The following is a 15,277-nucleotide window of genomic DNA, read 5'->3' as shown; positions in this document are numbered from 1 at the left end:
CCATGGATTGCGCCATCATCACCCCGATAGGCCCCGGCCACCGTGCACTGTTCGAGGAAAGCTGCGCGCCTTCCGTCGAGACCGCGATCGGCTTTTCCAAGGGCCCGTTCGACCGGATCCATCACTACGCGATGGACGACACGCAAGGGCTGCACGGCCGGTCTGCGCGCCGCAACGCCGCGATCCGGCAGGCACAGGAGGCAGGCATCGCGTGGATTTTCTTCCTCGATGCGGATGACGTTCTCACCCCGAACGCCTTCGAGGCCTTCGGCGCGCGCCTTGCAGCGGAGCCTGATCTCGACGCACTTTGGGGTCTGATCTGCGAATTCGACGCGGCGGGCGAGCCGCAACTGCGCGACGGTCAACCGGCCGAGATTTCCGCCTATGCGGAGTTTCTCGCCACCCCGCCCTTCTTCGCGGTTCAGATCGGCGCGTTCATCCGCACCGAATTGGTCGCGCGCTTCGGCTTCGACGAAGCGATGGATACGGGCGAGGATTACAAGCTCTACCTGCAGCTTTGGCAGACCGGGAATTGCGCGAAACGCCCCGAGATCTTCTTCGTCAATCGCCGCGACCAGCATTCCACCGGTCCACGCTCTGCGACGGGGGCCGATTGGGCCCGGCAGGTCGAGCGGATGTGGGCCGACGCGGTCGAGCGCGATCCGGTCTGGGCGCAGCTCGAACATCGGGGCGTGGCTGCGAAGATGCAGATCACCAATCCGCTCGACATCATTCAGAACACTCATCTTCAGGGGCGGTTCTTCGAGGATAGCTCGCTCGAGAAACTGCGCGATCTGATCGGCGTGGCGCACCCGCATATCGTCGAGGTCGGCGCGAATATCGGCAATCACGTCGTCTGGTATGCGCAGCACCTGGACCCGTCGCGCATCTATCCGGTGGAGCCGAACCCCGCCGCCTTGACGCTTCTGGAAGGCAATATCGCCGCGAACGGGATCGGAGACCTGATCGACCGGCGCGGCATGGGCTTCGGCGTCGGACGCGCGGAGGGCAGCTTCCGCGCCGAGACGACGGAGGAGAACAACCTCGGGGCCACGACACTGGTCGCCGACGAGGCGGGCGAGCTGAAGGTCGTGACGCTGGACGCGCTGATGGCCGATGCACGCGCCGATTTTCTCAAGATCGACGCAGAGGGAATGGAGCTCGATGTGCTCGCCGGGGCCGAGGCGCTGATCGCGCGCGACCGCCCGCTGATCTGGGTCGAGACCCGCCGCGACAACCTCCTCGCCTTCGCGCAGGAGTGGTGCCGCGCGCATGATTACGTGCTGATCGACAGCGTGTTCTACGTCCACTCGATCGACTACTTCGCCATTCCGAGGGAACGCGCATGACCCAGACAACCCTCTCGCGCAAGGACCGGCGCGCCCGGGCCGCCAAGGCCTCGAAGTATTATGGTATCGCGGACGGCGCCGCGGCGCTGACGATGCACGAAGCCTACGAGGCGCTGGCTGCGGCTGATGGTCCGAAAGCCGCCCGGTTGGCGCATGACGTCAGCCAGACGCACCCGGCCAACCGCCACCCGTGGCTCGTGTTGGGCACCGTGGCGCTGGATCGCCGCGAAGCGGAGGCGGCCGCGCAGTTCTTTGACCGCGCGCTGCTGATTGCACCCACCGATGCGATGGGTTTGGCGGGGCTAGGCAAAGCGCGGGTTTTGAAGGCCGACATCTTCGCGGCCATCGATCTGTTCGCGCAGGCGATCGAGCGTGGGAGCGAAGACGTTCCGATGGCCCGCCTTTATGCCGATCTGATGGGGCGCCTCGACCGCTCGACCACGGCCGGACGAAATCTGCGCAAGATGGCTCAGCGCATGAAAACGGCCGAGATGTGGCTCATCACCGCCGATGCCTTTGCCTCCGGCGAAAGTAACGCCGAGGCCGCGCCCGCCTATGAGGAAGCCGCGCGTCTCGCCCCGCAGCCGCTTTCCAACCGGATCGGCCTGCTCAAGGCGAAACTCTTTCGGCAGGACTATCAGGGTCTCATCGCCGGAGCTGACGCCCTGCTGTCCGAACTTGAGGAAAGGAACGCGCATCGCGACGAAATCGTGACCCTGCGCATGGCCGCGCTGCGGGCGCTGGGTGACATCCCGCGCGCGCTCGAGACGCTCTCGCATCGCTTCCAGGATCCGGACCAGTTTCAGCGTGCCCTCGGGTTTTCCGCCAATTGCCACCTCGACCGCGAGGCGTTCCATGAGGCGCATATTGCCTTCCGGGAGGCGCTGCATCTTGTCGATGGCGGCGGGCTCTGGGTGAAGCGCGCCTATGGCACCTTCCTGATGGGACAGGGCGATTTCGCTGGCGGCGCGCCTTACTACGCGGGACGTCAACCCGAGGCGAACCGCCGCCGTATTCCCTACGAGAACTCCGAACCCGATCGCCTCACCGCGCGCGAGCGTCTCTTTCTGGTCGACGAGCAGGGGATCGGCGATCAGCTTGCGCTGCTGCCGATCATCGACCGAGCCCCCCTCCCCCCTGGGGCGAAGGTGACTTTCGTGGGCGAGGCAAGGATGAAGCCGCTGATCGAGCGCTGCGGCCTTGGCGTCGATTTCGCGGAGACCACCGAGGTCGACAAGATGAACGTCGCGCCGGAAGAGATGATCTTCGTGGGCGATCTGGTGCGCTATCTCAGCGTCGAGGCGCTAGCGGAACAGCCGCTTGGCGGCTATTTGCGCGCGGATGCCGCGCGGGTCGAGGCGATCCGCGCCCGCTACCGCGAGATGGCGCAAGGCGGCCCGGTCGTTGGCATCGCCTGGCACAGCAACGACCCGATCACCGGCGCGCATCGCTCCCTCGCGCTCGAGACTCTGCTGGCGGCGCTGCCCGAGGGTGCGCTGGTGGTGAACCTGCAATACGGCGACCGGGAAGCAGAGCTTGCACAGGCCGCCCGCACCCGTCCCGATCTGACGCTTTTCGATGATCCAGAGATCGACCAGCTCGCCGATCTCGACGGGTTCGCGGCGCAGATCATGGCGCTCGACCGGGTGGTGAGCATCGACAACACCACTGCCCATGTCTGCGGCGCGTTGGGGCATCCCGACAGCCATGTGCTGATCCCGAAAGGGGCGGCTTGCATGTGGTATTGGGGCCGTCACGGAAGCCCGGATCGCTGGTATGGCAATCTGCAGCTTCATCGCCAGACGCAGCTTGGCGACTGGAGCGGTCCACTCTCCGAGATCGCCGCGCTTTAAGCGCCGCTCAGGACCGAGGGCTTACGCGCCCTCGCCATCCACCTCTTCGGGAAGCGGCACGTCGAAACCCGCTTCCAGTAGCAGCCTGTAGGTTTCCGCGAAGGCCCGCATCGACCCAAGCTGCTCCGATTTCCGCTGCGAGAAGAACACCGTCGCGCTTTGGTGGAAACGAATTGCGGCATCGGTGTCGGGATCGGCGCCGGGGCGATAGGCGCCCACCCGGATCAGATCCTCCATATCCGCGTATTTTCCGAGCGCGCGCCGGGCTGCCTGCATGATGCGATGCTCGGCATCGGTGTGGCAGTCGGGTAGCATCCGCGAGATGCTTTTCTGCACGTTCACCGCCGGGTAGCGGTCCTGCTCGGCGATGTGGCGGTCGAGCACGATATGGCCGTCCACGATCCCGCGCACGGTGTCGGCGATGGGCTCGTTCATGTCGTCGCCATCCACCAGAACGGTATAGAGCCCGGTGATATCGCCCGTCTCTTCGACGCCGGGCCCGGCCCGTTCCAGAAGATGCGGCAGCTCGGCAAAGACGGTCGGCGGGTAGCCACGGGTGGTCGGCGGCTCGCCCCCCGACAGGCCGATCTCGCGCTGCGCCATCGCGAAGCGGGTGACGGAATCGATCAGCAGCAGCACCTGCTTGCCCTGATCGCGGAAATGCTCGGCCACGGCGGTGGCAGTCCACGCTGCCTGACGGCGCAGCAAGGGCGGCTCGTCGCCCGTCGCCACGACAACGACCGCGCGCGCCATGCCCTCCGGGCCCAGATCGTTCTGTATGAAGTCCTGCACCTCGCGACCACGCTCGCCCACGAGCCCGATCACGATCATATCCGTATCGGTGTTGCGCGCGAGCATCGCCATCAGCGTCGATTTCCCGACGCCAGAGCCCGCGAAGACGCCCATGCGCTGGCCCCGGCAGATCGGGGTGAAGATATCGAAAACCTTGACCTGCGTCTCCAGCTTCGCGCCGACCCGCTTGCGGTCGAAGGCGCGCGGCGGGGCGGCCTTGAGGTCGCGCGCCGTCTCGCCCGGAGTCCAACCCGTGCCGCTGCGTACGGGGCGGCCCAGCGCATCCACGACCTGACCGATCCAGCTTTCATCGGGATGGATCAGATCGCCGTGCTGATCGAGTTCGACTCGATCCCCCACCGAGACGCCATCCCAGCTGCCGAACGGCAGAACGCGGGTTCCGGCCTCGTTCAACCCGACCGCCTCGGCGAGAACGGGACCGCGCCGCCCGTGCACGATGCACCGCTGACCGATTCCCATCGCGCGTTCGAGCCCGACGACAGTCAGCGACAGGCCCGTGACCGAATGGACATGACCGACAATTCTTGCCTCGTCGGCCTCATCAACCGCATAATTCAAGGAAGAAAAAATCGTATTCACAAGGATAAACCCTACCAATCCATTCTCATACCGATATACTATCCATGAAAACGGAGCGATCCAACGTGAAACTTGATACGATATCCTTTTTTAACCTCGCATCGGATCGGATGCAGTGGCTTGCGGCCCGCCAGAAGGTGCTGGCCGAGAACATCGCCAATGCCGACACGCCGAATTATCGCGCGCGGGATGTGACCGACTTCCAGAGCTTCCTCGAGAAGAGCGACGCGAACCGCTCGGCGGGCGGCCCGCTGCACGAAACCACGGTCGAAACCGTGGGCGGCAGCGGCGCTTGGGACAGCAGCCTCGACGGCAACGACGTGGCGCTGGAGCAGCAATCCGTGATGGCGAGCGAGAATGCCGATCAATACCGGCTGGCGGCGAACCTCTATCGCAAGGCCTATCAACTTCTCAATGCCGCCAGCGGCAAGGAATAACGCGAGGAGACACCATGAGCATGGACCCTCTGAAATCAATCGGTGCGATCGCGGCAAGCGGGCTGCGGGCGCAGGGGGAGCGGCTGAAGGTCGTCTCCGAAAACGTGGCCAACGCGGATTCGACCGGCTCGACGCCGGGCGCGGATCCGTATCGCCGCAAGACCATCTCCTTCGGCGAGCTGGTCGACGACGCCTCGGGCGCCTCGATGGTCGATGTGACCGATGTCGGCCGCGACACGTCTGATTTCGTGCTGAAATACGACCCTGCTCATCCGGCCGCCAATGCCGACGGCTTCGTGAAGCTGCCGAACGTCAATCCGATCATCGAGATGAGCAACATGCGCGAAGCCGCGCGCAGCTACGAAGCCAACCTGAACATGCTCGAGACCGGTCGCCAGATGCGCCGCGAGATGATCGACCTCCTGAAATAGGTGAAGCATGAGCGATCCAGTCCTCTCCAATGCAGCGATCCGGGGCGCCTATGGCGCCTCGCGCAGCCTGAGCGGCGGCCCGGCCTCCGCACATGAAGCAAAATCTGCCGGGCAGAGCTTCGGCGACATGCTCAAAGGCGCCGCCGAAGAGGCGGTGCAGACGATGCGCGCTGCCGATACGACCGCGCAGGCGGGGCTGACCGGGCAGGCAAGCACGCAGCAGGTCGTCGAGGCGACCATGGCGATGGAATCCACCGTCAAGGTCACGGTGGCGATGCGCGACAAGCTGGTCGAGGCCTATCAGGAAATCATGCGGATGCCGATCTGAGGCAGGCGGGGGCGACATGGAAGAAGCCGATGTCTATGCGATCATGTCGGACACGATCTGGACGATCCTTATGGGGGCTGGCCCTATTCTTGCGCTCGCGCTGCTCGTCGGGCTCGGCATCGCGATCTTTCAGGCGCTGACCCAGGTTCAGGAGATGACGCTGACCTTCGTGCCGAAGATCGTCGCGATCTTCGTCGGTCTCGTCCTCGCCCTGCCCTTCATCTACGCGACGCTGTCGCATCTGTCGGACACCGTCTTCGATCTCATCATGAACGGACCCGCGTGATGGCGCGGGCGGGGTGGCTTCAGGCCTTGGCGGCACTTGCGGTTGCGAGCTTCGCCGCGACAGGTCCCGCACGGGCCGAAGGCTGGGCGGGGTTCTACACCTCCAGCCGCCCCAGCGTGCCCGAGGCAACCACGCCTCTCCCCGCCACCCTAGGCAATGACCAGCAATGCCTGCGCCAGATTTTCGCGGCGCAGGACCGCTACGGCATCCCCGACAACCTGCTGCTCGCGATCGGGCTGCAGGAGGCGGGGTTTCGCAACGAAGGCCGCCTAACGGTCTGGCCGTGGAGCGTCAACGCCGCGGGTGAGGGCCGGATTTTCGACAGCCGCGAGGCCGCGATGGCGTGGGTGCACCAGAAACAGGCCGCGGGCGTCTCCTCAATCGATACGGGCTGCATGCAGGTGAACCGCAAATGGCATCCGGACGCCTTCGACTCGCTGGCCCAGTCCTTCGATCCGGCGGCGAATGTGGATTATGCCGCGCGGTTTCTGGTCGATCTGCATCGGCGGACGGGGGATTGGTGGATTGCTGCGGGCTCCTATCACTCCTTCACCCCGGAGGCGCGCCAGACCTATCTGACCGCGCTGAAGCGTAATCTCGCGGTGGCGCAGAAACGTGGCGATTATTTCGTCCAGCTCGCCGGGGCCGCCCCCGTGGACGCGCCCGCGCCGAGCACCTCGCCTCGCCCTGCGCGCCGGAAACTTCCCGTCTTCTGGTCGGCTGACCTGACGGCGGATCAGGACATGCGGCTGTCGATCTATTCGACCAACGACCTGCAACCCGTGCTTCCCAATTTCACGCGAACGAATTGAGCGACGGATGAGCCAAAATCAGACCAGTTTCGGCAAGAACCTCGTAGGGCTTGGGATCAAGAACCGCGATATCGGCTTCGCGATTGGCGTGACGCTGATCCTCGGGATGCTGTTCGTCCCGCTGCCACCGATCATCCTCGATTTCGGCCTCGCGATTTCGCTGTCGCTGTCGGTGCTGATCCTGATGGTGGCGCTGTGGATTCCGAAGCCGCTGGAGTTCAACTCCTTCCCGACGTTGCTGCTCGTGGTGACGATGCTGCGGCTGTCGCTCAACATCTCCTCGACGCGGCTCATTCTCAGCCAGGGCCATACCGGGCCCGGCGCGGCGGGCGGCGTCATCGAAGGGTTCTCGCGCTTCATCGTGGGCGGGGATTTCGTGATCGGGATCGTGATCTTCGCGATCCTCGTGGTGATCAACTTCGTCGTCATCACCAAGGGCTCGACCCGGATCGCCGAGGTCTCCGCGCGCTTCTCGCTCGACGCGATGCCCGGCAAGCAGATGGCGATCGACGCCGATCTCGGTGCCGGGCTGATCGACGAGGTTGAGGCCAAGCGCCGCCGCAAGGAGTTGGAAGACGAAAGCGGCTTCTTCGGTGCAATGGACGGTGCGTCGAAATTCGTGCGTGGCGATGCGGTGGCGGGGATCATCATCACGCTGATCAACGTTGTGGGCGGAATTCTGATCGGGGTCGTCCAGCACGGGCTGAGCGTCTCTCAGGCGGCGGGCAATTACACCGTTCTGACGATCGGCGACGGCCTCGTGACACAGATCCCGGCGCTGGTGGTCTCGCTGGCGGCAGGCCTGATCGTCACGAAAGGCGGCACCGAGGGCGCGGCGAACGAGGCGGTGCTGGGGCAGCTGTCGAACTTCCCCAAGGCGCTCTACATGGCGGCGGTGCTGCTGTTCGGGATCGGCCTGCTGCCCGGCTTCCCCATTGTGGTGTTTTTCGCGCTGGCCGGGCTGCTCGCCGGTCTCGGCTGGCTGATGCAGGAACAGGCCGCCCTGCGCGCCAGCGACGAGGCGGCGGCGGAGGCCCGCGCGGCCCAGATGGAAGAGACCTCGGCGGAGACGACGCAGCAGCAACTCAAGCTCGACGAGCTGCGCCTCAGCCTCGGCGCAGGACTGGTGCCGCTGATCTCGAGCATGGATGCCGCCCTGCCCGGCAAGGTCAAAAGCCTGCGCAATCTCTTCATGAAGGATTACGGCTTCGTCTTGCCCTCGGTGCGCATCAAGGACGACCCGATGCTGCCGACGAACAGCTATTCGATCCTCGTGCAGGGAGTCGAAGCGGCGAAAGGCGAGCTGCGCCCCAATCTGGTGATGGTGATCGACCCGTCCGGCGATCAGGTGAAGCTGCCCGGCGAACGGATCAAGGAGCCCACCTTCGGGCTGAGTGCGGTTTGGATCGACCCAGCCCGCGCCTCCGAGGCCGAACAGCAGGGCCATACGGTCGTCGACCCCGAGAGCGTGATCACCACCCACCTCACCGAGATCATCAAGGAGCATATGTCCGAACTGCTCACCTATGGCGCGGTGAAGAAGCTTCTGGCCGAGCTGGACCGCGACTACCAGAAACTCGCGAGCGACATCTCCAACTCCGCGCCGGAAATCCTGCTGCAACAGGTGCTGCAATCGCTGCTGGCCGAGCGGATCTCGATCCGCAACCTGCCGCTGATCATCGAGGCCGTGGCCGAGGCCGCGCCGTCGAGCACCAACCCCGCCGTGATCACCGAGCGGGTCCGTGCGCGCCTTGCGAACCAGATCTGCCGCGCGCTGGCGGATGGTTCGGGCTTCGTGCCGGTGCTGACGATGTCGGGGGCGTGGGAGCATGAATTCGGCGAGGCGGTGAAGATCAACGGCAAGGACCGGACCTTCCTGATGTCGCCGCAGCGCGTGCAGGAATTCGTGCTGGAGGCCCGTCAGGAAATCCAGCGCCACGCGGCACGCGACGAATGGCCCGCCCTGATGGTCGCGCCGGAAGTGCGTGGCTATGTCCGCTCGATGCTCGAGCGGGTCAGCCCGATGACGCAGGTGATCTCGCATAACGAGGTCCACCGGAAGGCCGCGATGAAGACGGTCGGGACGATCGGGGCCTGAGGGGTGAGCGGGCTGAGCGCATTTCTCGACGGACAGCTCTTCGGCTATCTCATCGTCTTTGCCCGGCTGGGCAGCGCGCTGATGTTCATGCCGGGCTTCGGCGAGATGCAGGTGCCGACCCGCAGCCGTCTGGCGATGGCGGTGGTGTTCAGCCTCGCGCTTTATCCCGCCACGCCGGTGTTGCCGATGCAGCCCGACAATCTCGTGACCTTCGCGATCTATCTCGGCCTCGAGGTGACTACGGGCCTCTGGATCGGGCTGACCGCGCGGGTGCTGTTCAGCGCGCTGCAATTCGCGGGCCATCAGGCCGGGCAGGTCTCGGGCCTCGCCAATGCTTTCGCGCCCAGCCTCGGCTCGTTCGAGGGCTCCACCATGATCGCGAGTTTCCTGCTGATTTCCGGCGTTGCCCTGATCTTCGTCACGAATACGCATCACATTATCATCCGCGCGCTGCTCTATTCCTACGACGTCTTCCCGCCGGGCACGCTTCTGCTGGGCGACATGGCGAAGCAGATCGTCAAAGCCGCATCTGCCAGCCTCTATATCGGGGCGGCGATCGCGGCCCCATTCTTCGTCATGGGGCTGATCTTCAATCTCGGGATGGGGCTTGCGAACCGGATGATGCCCGCGCTGCCGGTCTTCTTCGTCGCAGCGCCCGCGCTGATCGCGTCGGGCCTTCTGATCCTCGCGGCGGCCTCGCCCAGCATGCTGCATGTCTTCCTCGGCCAGTTCACCGACTGGCTCGGCACTTTCGTCATACCCTAAGGAGCGCGCAGTGGCCGAAGGCGACGAACAGGACAAATCCTCGAAGACCGAAGAGCCGACAGACAAGCGGCTGAAATCGGCGCGCGAGAAAGGCGACGTGCCCTCCTCGCGCGAGACCGGCAACATGATGTCGGTCTTCTCGCTGCTGCTCATCGTGGTGTTCGTCCTTCCGGTCGTCGCGGGCCGCGCAATGACATCGCTCGGTCAGGTCTTCGCAGGGGCGGGCCAGGTGACGATCGGCCAGGGGTCGGCAGGTGCGCGCGATATCGGCGACATCCTCAGCCTGCTTTTCGGCGAGATCGCCGGATGGGCCGCCCCGATTTTCGGCGTGATGCTTCTGGCCGCGCTGTTCGGCGTGTTGATCCAGGGCGAAACCGTGGTCTCGTCCGAGCGCATGAAGCCGAAACTGTCGAAGCTCTCGCCGCTCGGGGGGCTCAAGAAGATGTTCTCGCCCGGCGCGCTGGTCGAATTCGCGAAAAGCATCACCAAGGTTCTGGTTATCGGCGCGCTCGCGCTCTGGGTCGCCAAACGCGCGGTCACCGGGATCTGGCAGGGCGAGAATTTCCTGCCCGAGCATATCCCCAGCTACGCGGCCCATTGGGCGAGCTGGCTGCTGAGCGCGGCGATGGTGTTTCTCGTGCCGATCACCATCGGCGACATTATCTGGAAGCGGTTCGAGTGGCGGCGCAAACTGCGCATGTCGCTCAAGGAAATCCGTGATGAGATGAAGGATTCCGAGGGCGATCCGCAGATCAAGGGCCGTCGCGCCGAGATCGCGCGCCAGCGGGCCCGTCAACGCATGGCGCAGGCGGTGCCGACCGCGAGCGTGATCGTGACGAACCCGACGCATTACGCCGTCGCGCTGAAATACGAACAGGGCAGCGACGCCGCCCCTGTTTGCGTCGCCAAAGGGGCCGATGCCGTGGCCGCGCGCATCCGCCAGATCGCGCGCGAGAACGAGGTGCCGATCGTCGAAAACAAGCCCCTCGCCCGCACGCTGCACGCCACGATCGACGTGGACGACACGGTGCCGATCGAGCATTGGCAGGCGGTTGCGGAGATCATCGGCTACGTCATGGACCTGCGCCGCAACATTCGCCGTGCGCCGCCGAAGGGCTCGGTCCTGCGGGTCGACGAGGACTAAAAAAGGGGGCTGCGCGCCCCCTTTCCCCAATCAGCAACAACTGCGCCGCGCGGATCAGTTTAGCTTGACGTTGACCAGCTTCTGGTCGCCCGGCAGCTTCGAGCGTTCGAGAATGATCTTGGAGACCGCTCGCGCGCGCACCGGGTTCATCTCGGCCATGATCGGGGCGACGTCGCGCTCCTTCATCGTGGCCAGCACCATGACCGTCACCTCGATATCGAGGTCGTTCATGATCGAGGCCGCCGCCGCGGGCTTCATGTTCTTGTAGATCGACACGAGGCGATCGACATCTGCGGTATGCGATTTGCCGACCTGGTCGAGCAGCTTGGTCACCTTGTCCTTCAACTCGGTCAGGTGCTGCGACTGGGTGTCGAGACCCTGCTTGGCAAGCTCGATCTCGGCGCTGCGGGCGTCGAGTTTCTTCTTCTGCTCGGCGAGGAGGTCGCGCTCCTGACGCACGGACATCAACAGCTCTTCCGGCGTCGGGCCGCAGCCACCGGTCGCATCGGCAGAGGTATCGCTCGCCGGCGTCGCAGCGGCGTCCTTCTCCGCTCCGCTGGCAAGCGCGGCCTGCAACAGCGAATCCGGGAACGGGATCATGTCGGAGGGAAGGCTGGTCGCGAGTTTCGCACCGCCAGAGAGCAGCAATACGCCCACGAGAACCTGAAGCGGACGGCCCTTCACCATTGGCCCTGCGCCTCCCGGCGCACGCGGGTCTGCTCGAAGAAGCTTTTGACCAGTTCGGCCTTGCCGGTCACGCGGGTCAGACCCATCGGCGCTTTCGGCGCGGCGCGGCGCGAGTTGAAGGTCAGGGCGGGTGCGGCCTCTTGCGCAGGCGCCGGTTCGGGCGCGGGCGCTTTCTGCGCCTTGGCCACCGCGTCCTTCATTTCCTCGACGGAGAGCTGCGACTTGTCGACGGCCGCGGAGAAGGCCGCGACGAGCGGCTCCATCTCTTCGAGAACGAGCATGAGCTTTTTCACCCGCCGCGTGATCACCACGCCATAGGCCATCAGCCCGACAAGAGACACGAGAATAATCGCGTTAATCAGCATCGACATCATTGCTCCACTCGTCCTTTCCCATGAGGTTCGCGGTCACCTTCAGTGCCATCGACCCGTTTTGCTTCTTGCCCATTTCGCCTTCGAGAACCGGGCTCCCGGCACAGAGCAACAGGACCGGATGGCTTTCGTCGATCCCGAGATCGAGCGTGTCCCCGACTTTCCAGTCCAGAATCTCGCGCATCGGCACCACCAACTCGTGCAGCTGCGCGGTCAGCGCCACCGAAGACCCTTCGATCTTCTGCTTCAGCTGCGTGCGCCACGAACTGTCCGCGCCGAGCCGATCCCCGAAGAAGATCTTCGTGAGCAACGGCCGCACCGGTTCCAGCGTCGCATAGGGCAGGATCAGGTGGACCTCACCGTGATAGCCTTCGAGGCTGACCTTGAGCGGCACGCGGACCGTGGGGCTGTTGGGCTGGGCGATATTGGCGAATTGCGGATTGCTCTCCATCCGGTCGACCTGGAATGAGACTTCGCAAATCTGCCGGAAACCCACCGCCATATCGGCAAGGATACGTTCGGCGACCTGCTCGCCCATCCGGCGCTCGATCGTGGTGAAGCCGTGCTTGGCATCCTTCGCCCGGCCCGACGGCTGTCCGCCTAGCATCAGTTCGAGCGCGGAGAACAGGAAGACCGGATCCTGCGAAAGGATAAACTGGTCATCCCAGGGATCGGCCTGCGCAACCGCGATCAAACCATGTTTGGGCAGGCTTTTCATCGCGTCGGCGAAGGGCAGGTATTCGACCTCGCCCAGTGTTACATCCAGCACCGAGCCGGTCAGCGATTTAAGCGAGCTGGAGAAGGACAGAACGAAGCGTTCGAAGATCACGTCCAGCATCGGCAGACGCTCGTAATTGAGCATCGACATGCGGATGATCTCGTCTTCGACCTCTGCCGTCGTGGTGGCCGCCCTCGCCATGTCCGCCTGCTCCGCCATCGTCACTGCACCACCAGATCGCTGATGAGAATTTCGCTCGGCGTGTCGTCGCCCACGACCGCGCGGGCGCGCTTGAGCAGTTCCGCCTTGAGCTTGATGAGGCCGATGCTGCCGCGCAGATCCTCGACCGTCATCTGACGCAGGAACCCGGTGAACGTGTCGCGGATGAAGGGCTTCTTCTCGGCCATCTTGGCCTCGGCATCCGGCGATTCGGGATAGACCAGCGCGAGGTGAAGCTTGAGGTAGCGCGCGGCGGATGTGCCGTCTGCGGCCGTCTCGGTGATGTTCACCACGATGTCGTCGAAATCCAGCAACGCATCCGCGCCAGCTGCGCCCGAGGCGCCGTGCCCGGCCGACTCTGCAGCGCTCCCCCCGATGAGCGCCGAGACGCCGCCGAAGGCCACGAAGCCACCGCAGAGCATCGCCACGACCGCGAGCGCGCCCGCCGCCATCACGAGACGCTTATGGTCGCGCAAGGTCCGCCAGCGCGTTTCGGGCGCCTCGGCAACCTCTTCTTCATCAATGGCCGCATCAATCATCGGCTATCGCGCCTCTCTTCGTCGAATTTAAAGATAAAACCCGATCTTCACTGGATGTCGTGAAGTATATACATCCGCACTTTACTTGCAATACAAAGATAGAATAGCCTCTACAGGATCAATTAAGAATAACTGGTGTTCGCCGTGCAGCAATTCTTGCAGAACCTTCAATCCTTGGGACGGCGCAAGCTCCTGATGCTTGGGGCTGTCGGTGTCGTCAGCGTTCTCGCGCTGATCTTCGGCCTCTCGGTCGTGACCGCCCCGAGCTACAAGCTGCTCTACAGCCAGCTTTCGCCCTCCAGCGCCGCCGGAATCGTCGACACGCTCGAACAGGCAGGGTTCAAGACGCAGCTTTCCGCAGACGGTAGCTCGGTGTCGGTGCCCGAAGGGGATATTGCCCGCGCCCGCATGGCATTGGCCGAGAAGAACCTGCCCGTGGATGGCGAACCCGGCTGGGAGCTGTTCGACAATGCGAGCGGCTTCGGCATGAACACCTTCATGCAGCATGTGAACCGGCTGCGCGCGATGGAGGGCGAGCTGGCGCGCTCGATCCAGACCATCGACGGGGTGCGCAGCGCCCGCGTCCATCTGGTTCTGCCCGAACGCGAAGCCTTCTCGCGCACCAGCCCCGATCCGAGCGCGAGCGTCATCGTGCGCGCCGCCTCTTCTCGCGGGATCAGCCGCAAGGAAGCGCTGGCGATTCGCAACCTGATTGCGGCGGCGGTGCCCAATCTCGACGGGAACCGGGTGACGGTGCTCTCGGCCAGCGGCGAGACGATCCTTGCGGAGAATTCCGACGCGGCCGGGCAAGCGACGCTGCAGTCGAACAAGGCCGCGACCGAGGACCGGATGGCGCGCTCGATCGAGCAGATCCTGACGGCGCGCGTCGGTGCCGGCAATGCGCGCGTGCAGGTCAATGTCGACCTGTCCAACCAGCGCGAAGTCGTGGTTCAGCAAAGCTTCGATCCCGATCAGCAGGTCGTCCGCTCCACCCAGAACAATGCCGAGCAGCAGAAGGGCGTGCAGAACGGCGATTCCGGCGTGAACACCGGCAACAACATCCCCGGCGCGCTTGGCGGCCCGGGCGCGAGCAGCACGACCGACAGCCGCAGCAAGAACGGCGAGTCGGTGCAATACGAGATCGGCAACACCCGGCGCGAGACCACGACCGAAGCCGGTGCGGTGCAACGCGTCTCGGTCGCCGTGCTGGTGAACGGCATCTACAACGTTCAGGACGACGGGTCGCTGAAATACGAACAGCGCTCGCCGGAAGAAATCGCCCGCCTTACCGCGCTGGTGAAATCGGCGATCGGCTATGACCAAAACCGTGGCGATACCGTCTCTGTCGATAGCCTGCGCTTCATCGATTACTCGATGGAGGTCGGCGGCCCCGTTGGCCCGACGCTGATGCAGCGGCTTTCGAACAATATCGTCTCGATCCTGCGCTGGGTCTTCGCCCTGCTGATCGTGGTCGCCGTGCTTGTCTTCGGTCTGCGTCCGCTGCTGAACCGGGCCGACCGCGAGCGCGCCCGGCTGAGCGAGAAGACCGGCGCCGGGGCGCTCGCAGCCCCGGAAGGCGAGACGGAGGCGGAGGCGCCTGCCGGCAACAACCTGCCCGCCGCGCCCGCCAACGCCGTCGCGCCCCGCACGCAGGAGGCCGCTGAGCCCGCAGCGCCCGTTCAACGTGCGGAGCGCTACGACCCCGCCGGGGATGACGAGCTGATCACCAATTTCGCGATCAGCGGTGCGATCCTGAAGCGCAAGGTCTCCGCGATCCAGAAGATCGCCGAAGACGAGCCGCAAGAGGCCCTCAAGGTCCTGCGCGGCTGGCTATTGAACGAGGCGTGA

At 64.7% G+C, this 15,277-nt stretch carries 16 protein-coding genes; 11 read left to right on the top strand and 5 right to left on the bottom strand.

Going from position 1 to position 15,277, the window contains the following annotated elements:
* Positions 1-2 precede the first annotated feature (2 nt).
* Together AKL02_RS02345 and AKL02_RS02340 are read left to right on the top strand one after the other, a co-directional pair.
* On the top strand, positions 3-1,349 hold the full coding sequence (locus tag AKL02_RS02345) for an FkbM family methyltransferase (RefSeq protein WP_083077743.1): 1,347 nt from the start codon (positions 3-5) through the stop codon (positions 1,347-1,349).
* A complete protein-coding gene (locus tag AKL02_RS02340) occupies positions 1,346-3,202 on the top strand; it encodes a tetratricopeptide repeat protein (protein WP_083077744.1) in 1,857 nt (618 codons plus the stop codon). The genes AKL02_RS02345 and AKL02_RS02340 overlap by 4 nt, the downstream gene beginning before the upstream one ends.
* Positions 3,203-3,223: 21 nt before the next feature.
* On the opposite strand, the gene AKL02_RS02335 is transcribed toward AKL02_RS02340, so the two are convergent.
* The gene (locus tag AKL02_RS02335; RefSeq protein WP_198453237.1) at positions 3,224-4,573 is read right to left on the bottom strand and encodes a FliI/YscN family ATPase; all 1,350 of its coding nucleotides are present in this window, start codon (positions 4,571-4,573) and stop codon (positions 3,224-3,226) included.
* Between the two features lie 131 nt (positions 4,574-4,704).
* Here AKL02_RS02335 and AKL02_RS02330 point away from each other — a divergent pair, with 131 nt between their 5' ends.
* From AKL02_RS02330 to flhB, 8 genes are read left to right on the top strand one after another with little or no spacing between them, the layout of a single operon-like run.
* Complete coding sequence (locus AKL02_RS02330) at positions 4,705-5,031, top strand: flagellar basal body rod protein FlgB (protein WP_232621698.1); 327 nt, start codon at positions 4,705-4,707, stop codon at positions 5,029-5,031.
* 20 nt (positions 5,032-5,051) lie between these two features.
* Positions 5,052-5,462, top strand: a complete 411-nt coding sequence (gene flgC, locus AKL02_RS02325; protein ID WP_083077789.1) for a flagellar basal body rod protein FlgC — start codon at positions 5,052-5,054, stop codon at positions 5,460-5,462.
* A gap of 7 nt (positions 5,463-5,469) precedes the next feature.
* Positions 5,470-5,790, top strand: a complete 321-nt coding sequence (locus AKL02_RS02320) for a flagellar hook-basal body complex protein FliE (RefSeq protein ID WP_083077746.1) — start codon at positions 5,470-5,472, stop codon at positions 5,788-5,790.
* A 16-nt stretch (positions 5,791-5,806) separates the two neighbouring features.
* Complete coding sequence (gene fliQ, locus AKL02_RS02315; RefSeq protein ID WP_078540262.1) at positions 5,807-6,076, top strand: flagellar biosynthesis protein FliQ; 270 nt, start codon at positions 5,807-5,809, stop codon at positions 6,074-6,076.
* Positions 6,076-6,888: a lytic transglycosylase domain-containing protein gene (locus tag AKL02_RS02310; RefSeq protein WP_083077747.1), complete on the top strand. Its 813-nt coding sequence runs from the start codon at positions 6,076-6,078 to the stop codon at positions 6,886-6,888. Before fliQ ends, AKL02_RS02310 begins: the two co-directional genes overlap by 1 nt.
* A 7-nt stretch (positions 6,889-6,895) precedes the next feature.
* Positions 6,896-8,986 (top strand): flagellar biosynthesis protein FlhA, encoded by a 2,091-nt coding sequence (flhA, locus tag AKL02_RS02305; protein ID WP_083077748.1) that lies wholly within the window; start codon positions 6,896-6,898, stop codon positions 8,984-8,986.
* A gap of 3 nt (positions 8,987-8,989) precedes the next feature.
* The gene (locus AKL02_RS02300) at positions 8,990-9,751 is read left to right on the top strand and encodes a flagellar biosynthetic protein FliR (RefSeq protein ID WP_232621697.1); all 762 of its coding nucleotides are present in this window, start codon (positions 8,990-8,992) and stop codon (positions 9,749-9,751) included.
* A 10-nt stretch (positions 9,752-9,761) separates the two neighbouring features.
* Positions 9,762-10,895 carry a flagellar biosynthesis protein FlhB gene (gene flhB, locus AKL02_RS02295; RefSeq protein ID WP_232621696.1) on the top strand — a complete coding sequence of 378 codons (1,134 nt, stop codon included), beginning with the start codon at positions 9,762-9,764 and terminating at the stop codon, positions 10,893-10,895.
* A gap of 54 nt (positions 10,896-10,949) precedes the next feature.
* Here flhB and AKL02_RS02290 read toward each other — a convergent pair whose 3' ends face one another.
* Genes AKL02_RS02290 through AKL02_RS02275 form a run of 4 tightly spaced genes read right to left on the bottom strand, consistent with a single transcriptional unit; the run spans position 10,950 to position 13,429 of the window.
* A complete protein-coding gene (locus AKL02_RS02290; protein ID WP_083077750.1) occupies positions 10,950-11,582 on the bottom strand; it encodes a MotE family protein in 633 nt (210 codons plus the stop codon).
* A complete protein-coding gene (locus AKL02_RS02285) occupies positions 11,576-11,953 on the bottom strand; it encodes a hypothetical protein (protein ID WP_083077751.1) in 378 nt (125 codons plus the stop codon). Before AKL02_RS02285 ends, AKL02_RS02290 begins: the two co-directional genes overlap by 7 nt.
* Complete coding sequence (locus tag AKL02_RS02280) at positions 11,937-12,872, bottom strand: flagellar motor switch protein FliM (protein ID WP_165756969.1); 936 nt, start codon at positions 12,870-12,872, stop codon at positions 11,937-11,939. The genes AKL02_RS02285 and AKL02_RS02280 overlap by 17 nt, the downstream gene beginning before the upstream one ends.
* Positions 12,873-12,892: 20 nt before the next feature.
* Positions 12,893-13,429: a flagellar basal body-associated FliL family protein gene (locus AKL02_RS02275; protein WP_083077753.1), complete on the bottom strand. Its 537-nt coding sequence runs from the start codon at positions 13,427-13,429 to the stop codon at positions 12,893-12,895.
* A 156-nt stretch (positions 13,430-13,585) separates the two neighbouring features.
* On the opposite strand from AKL02_RS02275, the gene fliF reads away from it, so the two are divergent.
* On the top strand, positions 13,586-15,277 hold the full coding sequence (gene fliF / locus AKL02_RS02270; protein WP_332836459.1) for a flagellar basal-body MS-ring/collar protein FliF: 1,692 nt from the start codon (positions 13,586-13,588) through the stop codon (positions 15,275-15,277).

It is taken from the genome of Thioclava electrotropha (assembly GCF_002085925.2).
Lineage (GTDB): Bacteria > Pseudomonadota > Alphaproteobacteria > Rhodobacterales > Rhodobacteraceae > Thioclava > Thioclava electrotropha.
The sequence above is the reverse complement of the archived record's forward strand: the minus strand, read 5'-3'. Positions and strand labels throughout refer to the sequence as shown.

Coding starts and splice junctions, on each gene's coding strand:
- AKL02_RS02280 (WP_165756969.1), bottom strand. CDS start 12,872: ATGGCGAGGGCGGCCACCACGACGGCAGAGGTCGAAGACGAGATCATC.
- AKL02_RS02320 (WP_083077746.1), top strand. CDS start 5,470: ATGAGCGATCCAGTCCTCTCCAATGCAGCGATCCGGGGCGCCTATGGC.
- AKL02_RS02330 (WP_232621698.1), top strand. CDS start 4,705: ATGCAGTGGCTTGCGGCCCGCCAGAAGGTGCTGGCCGAGAACATCGCC.
- AKL02_RS02345 (WP_083077743.1), top strand. CDS start 3: ATGGATTGCGCCATCATCACCCCGATAGGCCCCGGCCACCGTGCACTG.
- flhA (WP_083077748.1), top strand. CDS start 6,896: ATGAGCCAAAATCAGACCAGTTTCGGCAAGAACCTCGTAGGGCTTGGG.
- fliQ (WP_078540262.1), top strand. CDS start 5,807: ATGGAAGAAGCCGATGTCTATGCGATCATGTCGGACACGATCTGGACG.
- AKL02_RS02290 (WP_083077750.1), bottom strand. CDS start 11,582: ATGGTGAAGGGCCGTCCGCTTCAGGTTCTCGTGGGCGTATTGCTGCTC.
- flgC (WP_083077789.1), top strand. CDS start 5,052: ATGGACCCTCTGAAATCAATCGGTGCGATCGCGGCAAGCGGGCTGCGG.
- AKL02_RS02275 (WP_083077753.1), bottom strand. CDS start 13,429: ATGATTGATGCGGCCATTGATGAAGAAGAGGTTGCCGAGGCGCCCGAA.
- AKL02_RS02310 (WP_083077747.1), top strand. CDS start 6,076: ATGGCGCGGGCGGGGTGGCTTCAGGCCTTGGCGGCACTTGCGGTTGCG.
- AKL02_RS02340 (WP_083077744.1), top strand. CDS start 1,346: ATGACCCAGACAACCCTCTCGCGCAAGGACCGGCGCGCCCGGGCCGCC.
- AKL02_RS02285 (WP_083077751.1), bottom strand. CDS start 11,953: ATGTCGATGCTGATTAACGCGATTATTCTCGTGTCTCTTGTCGGGCTG.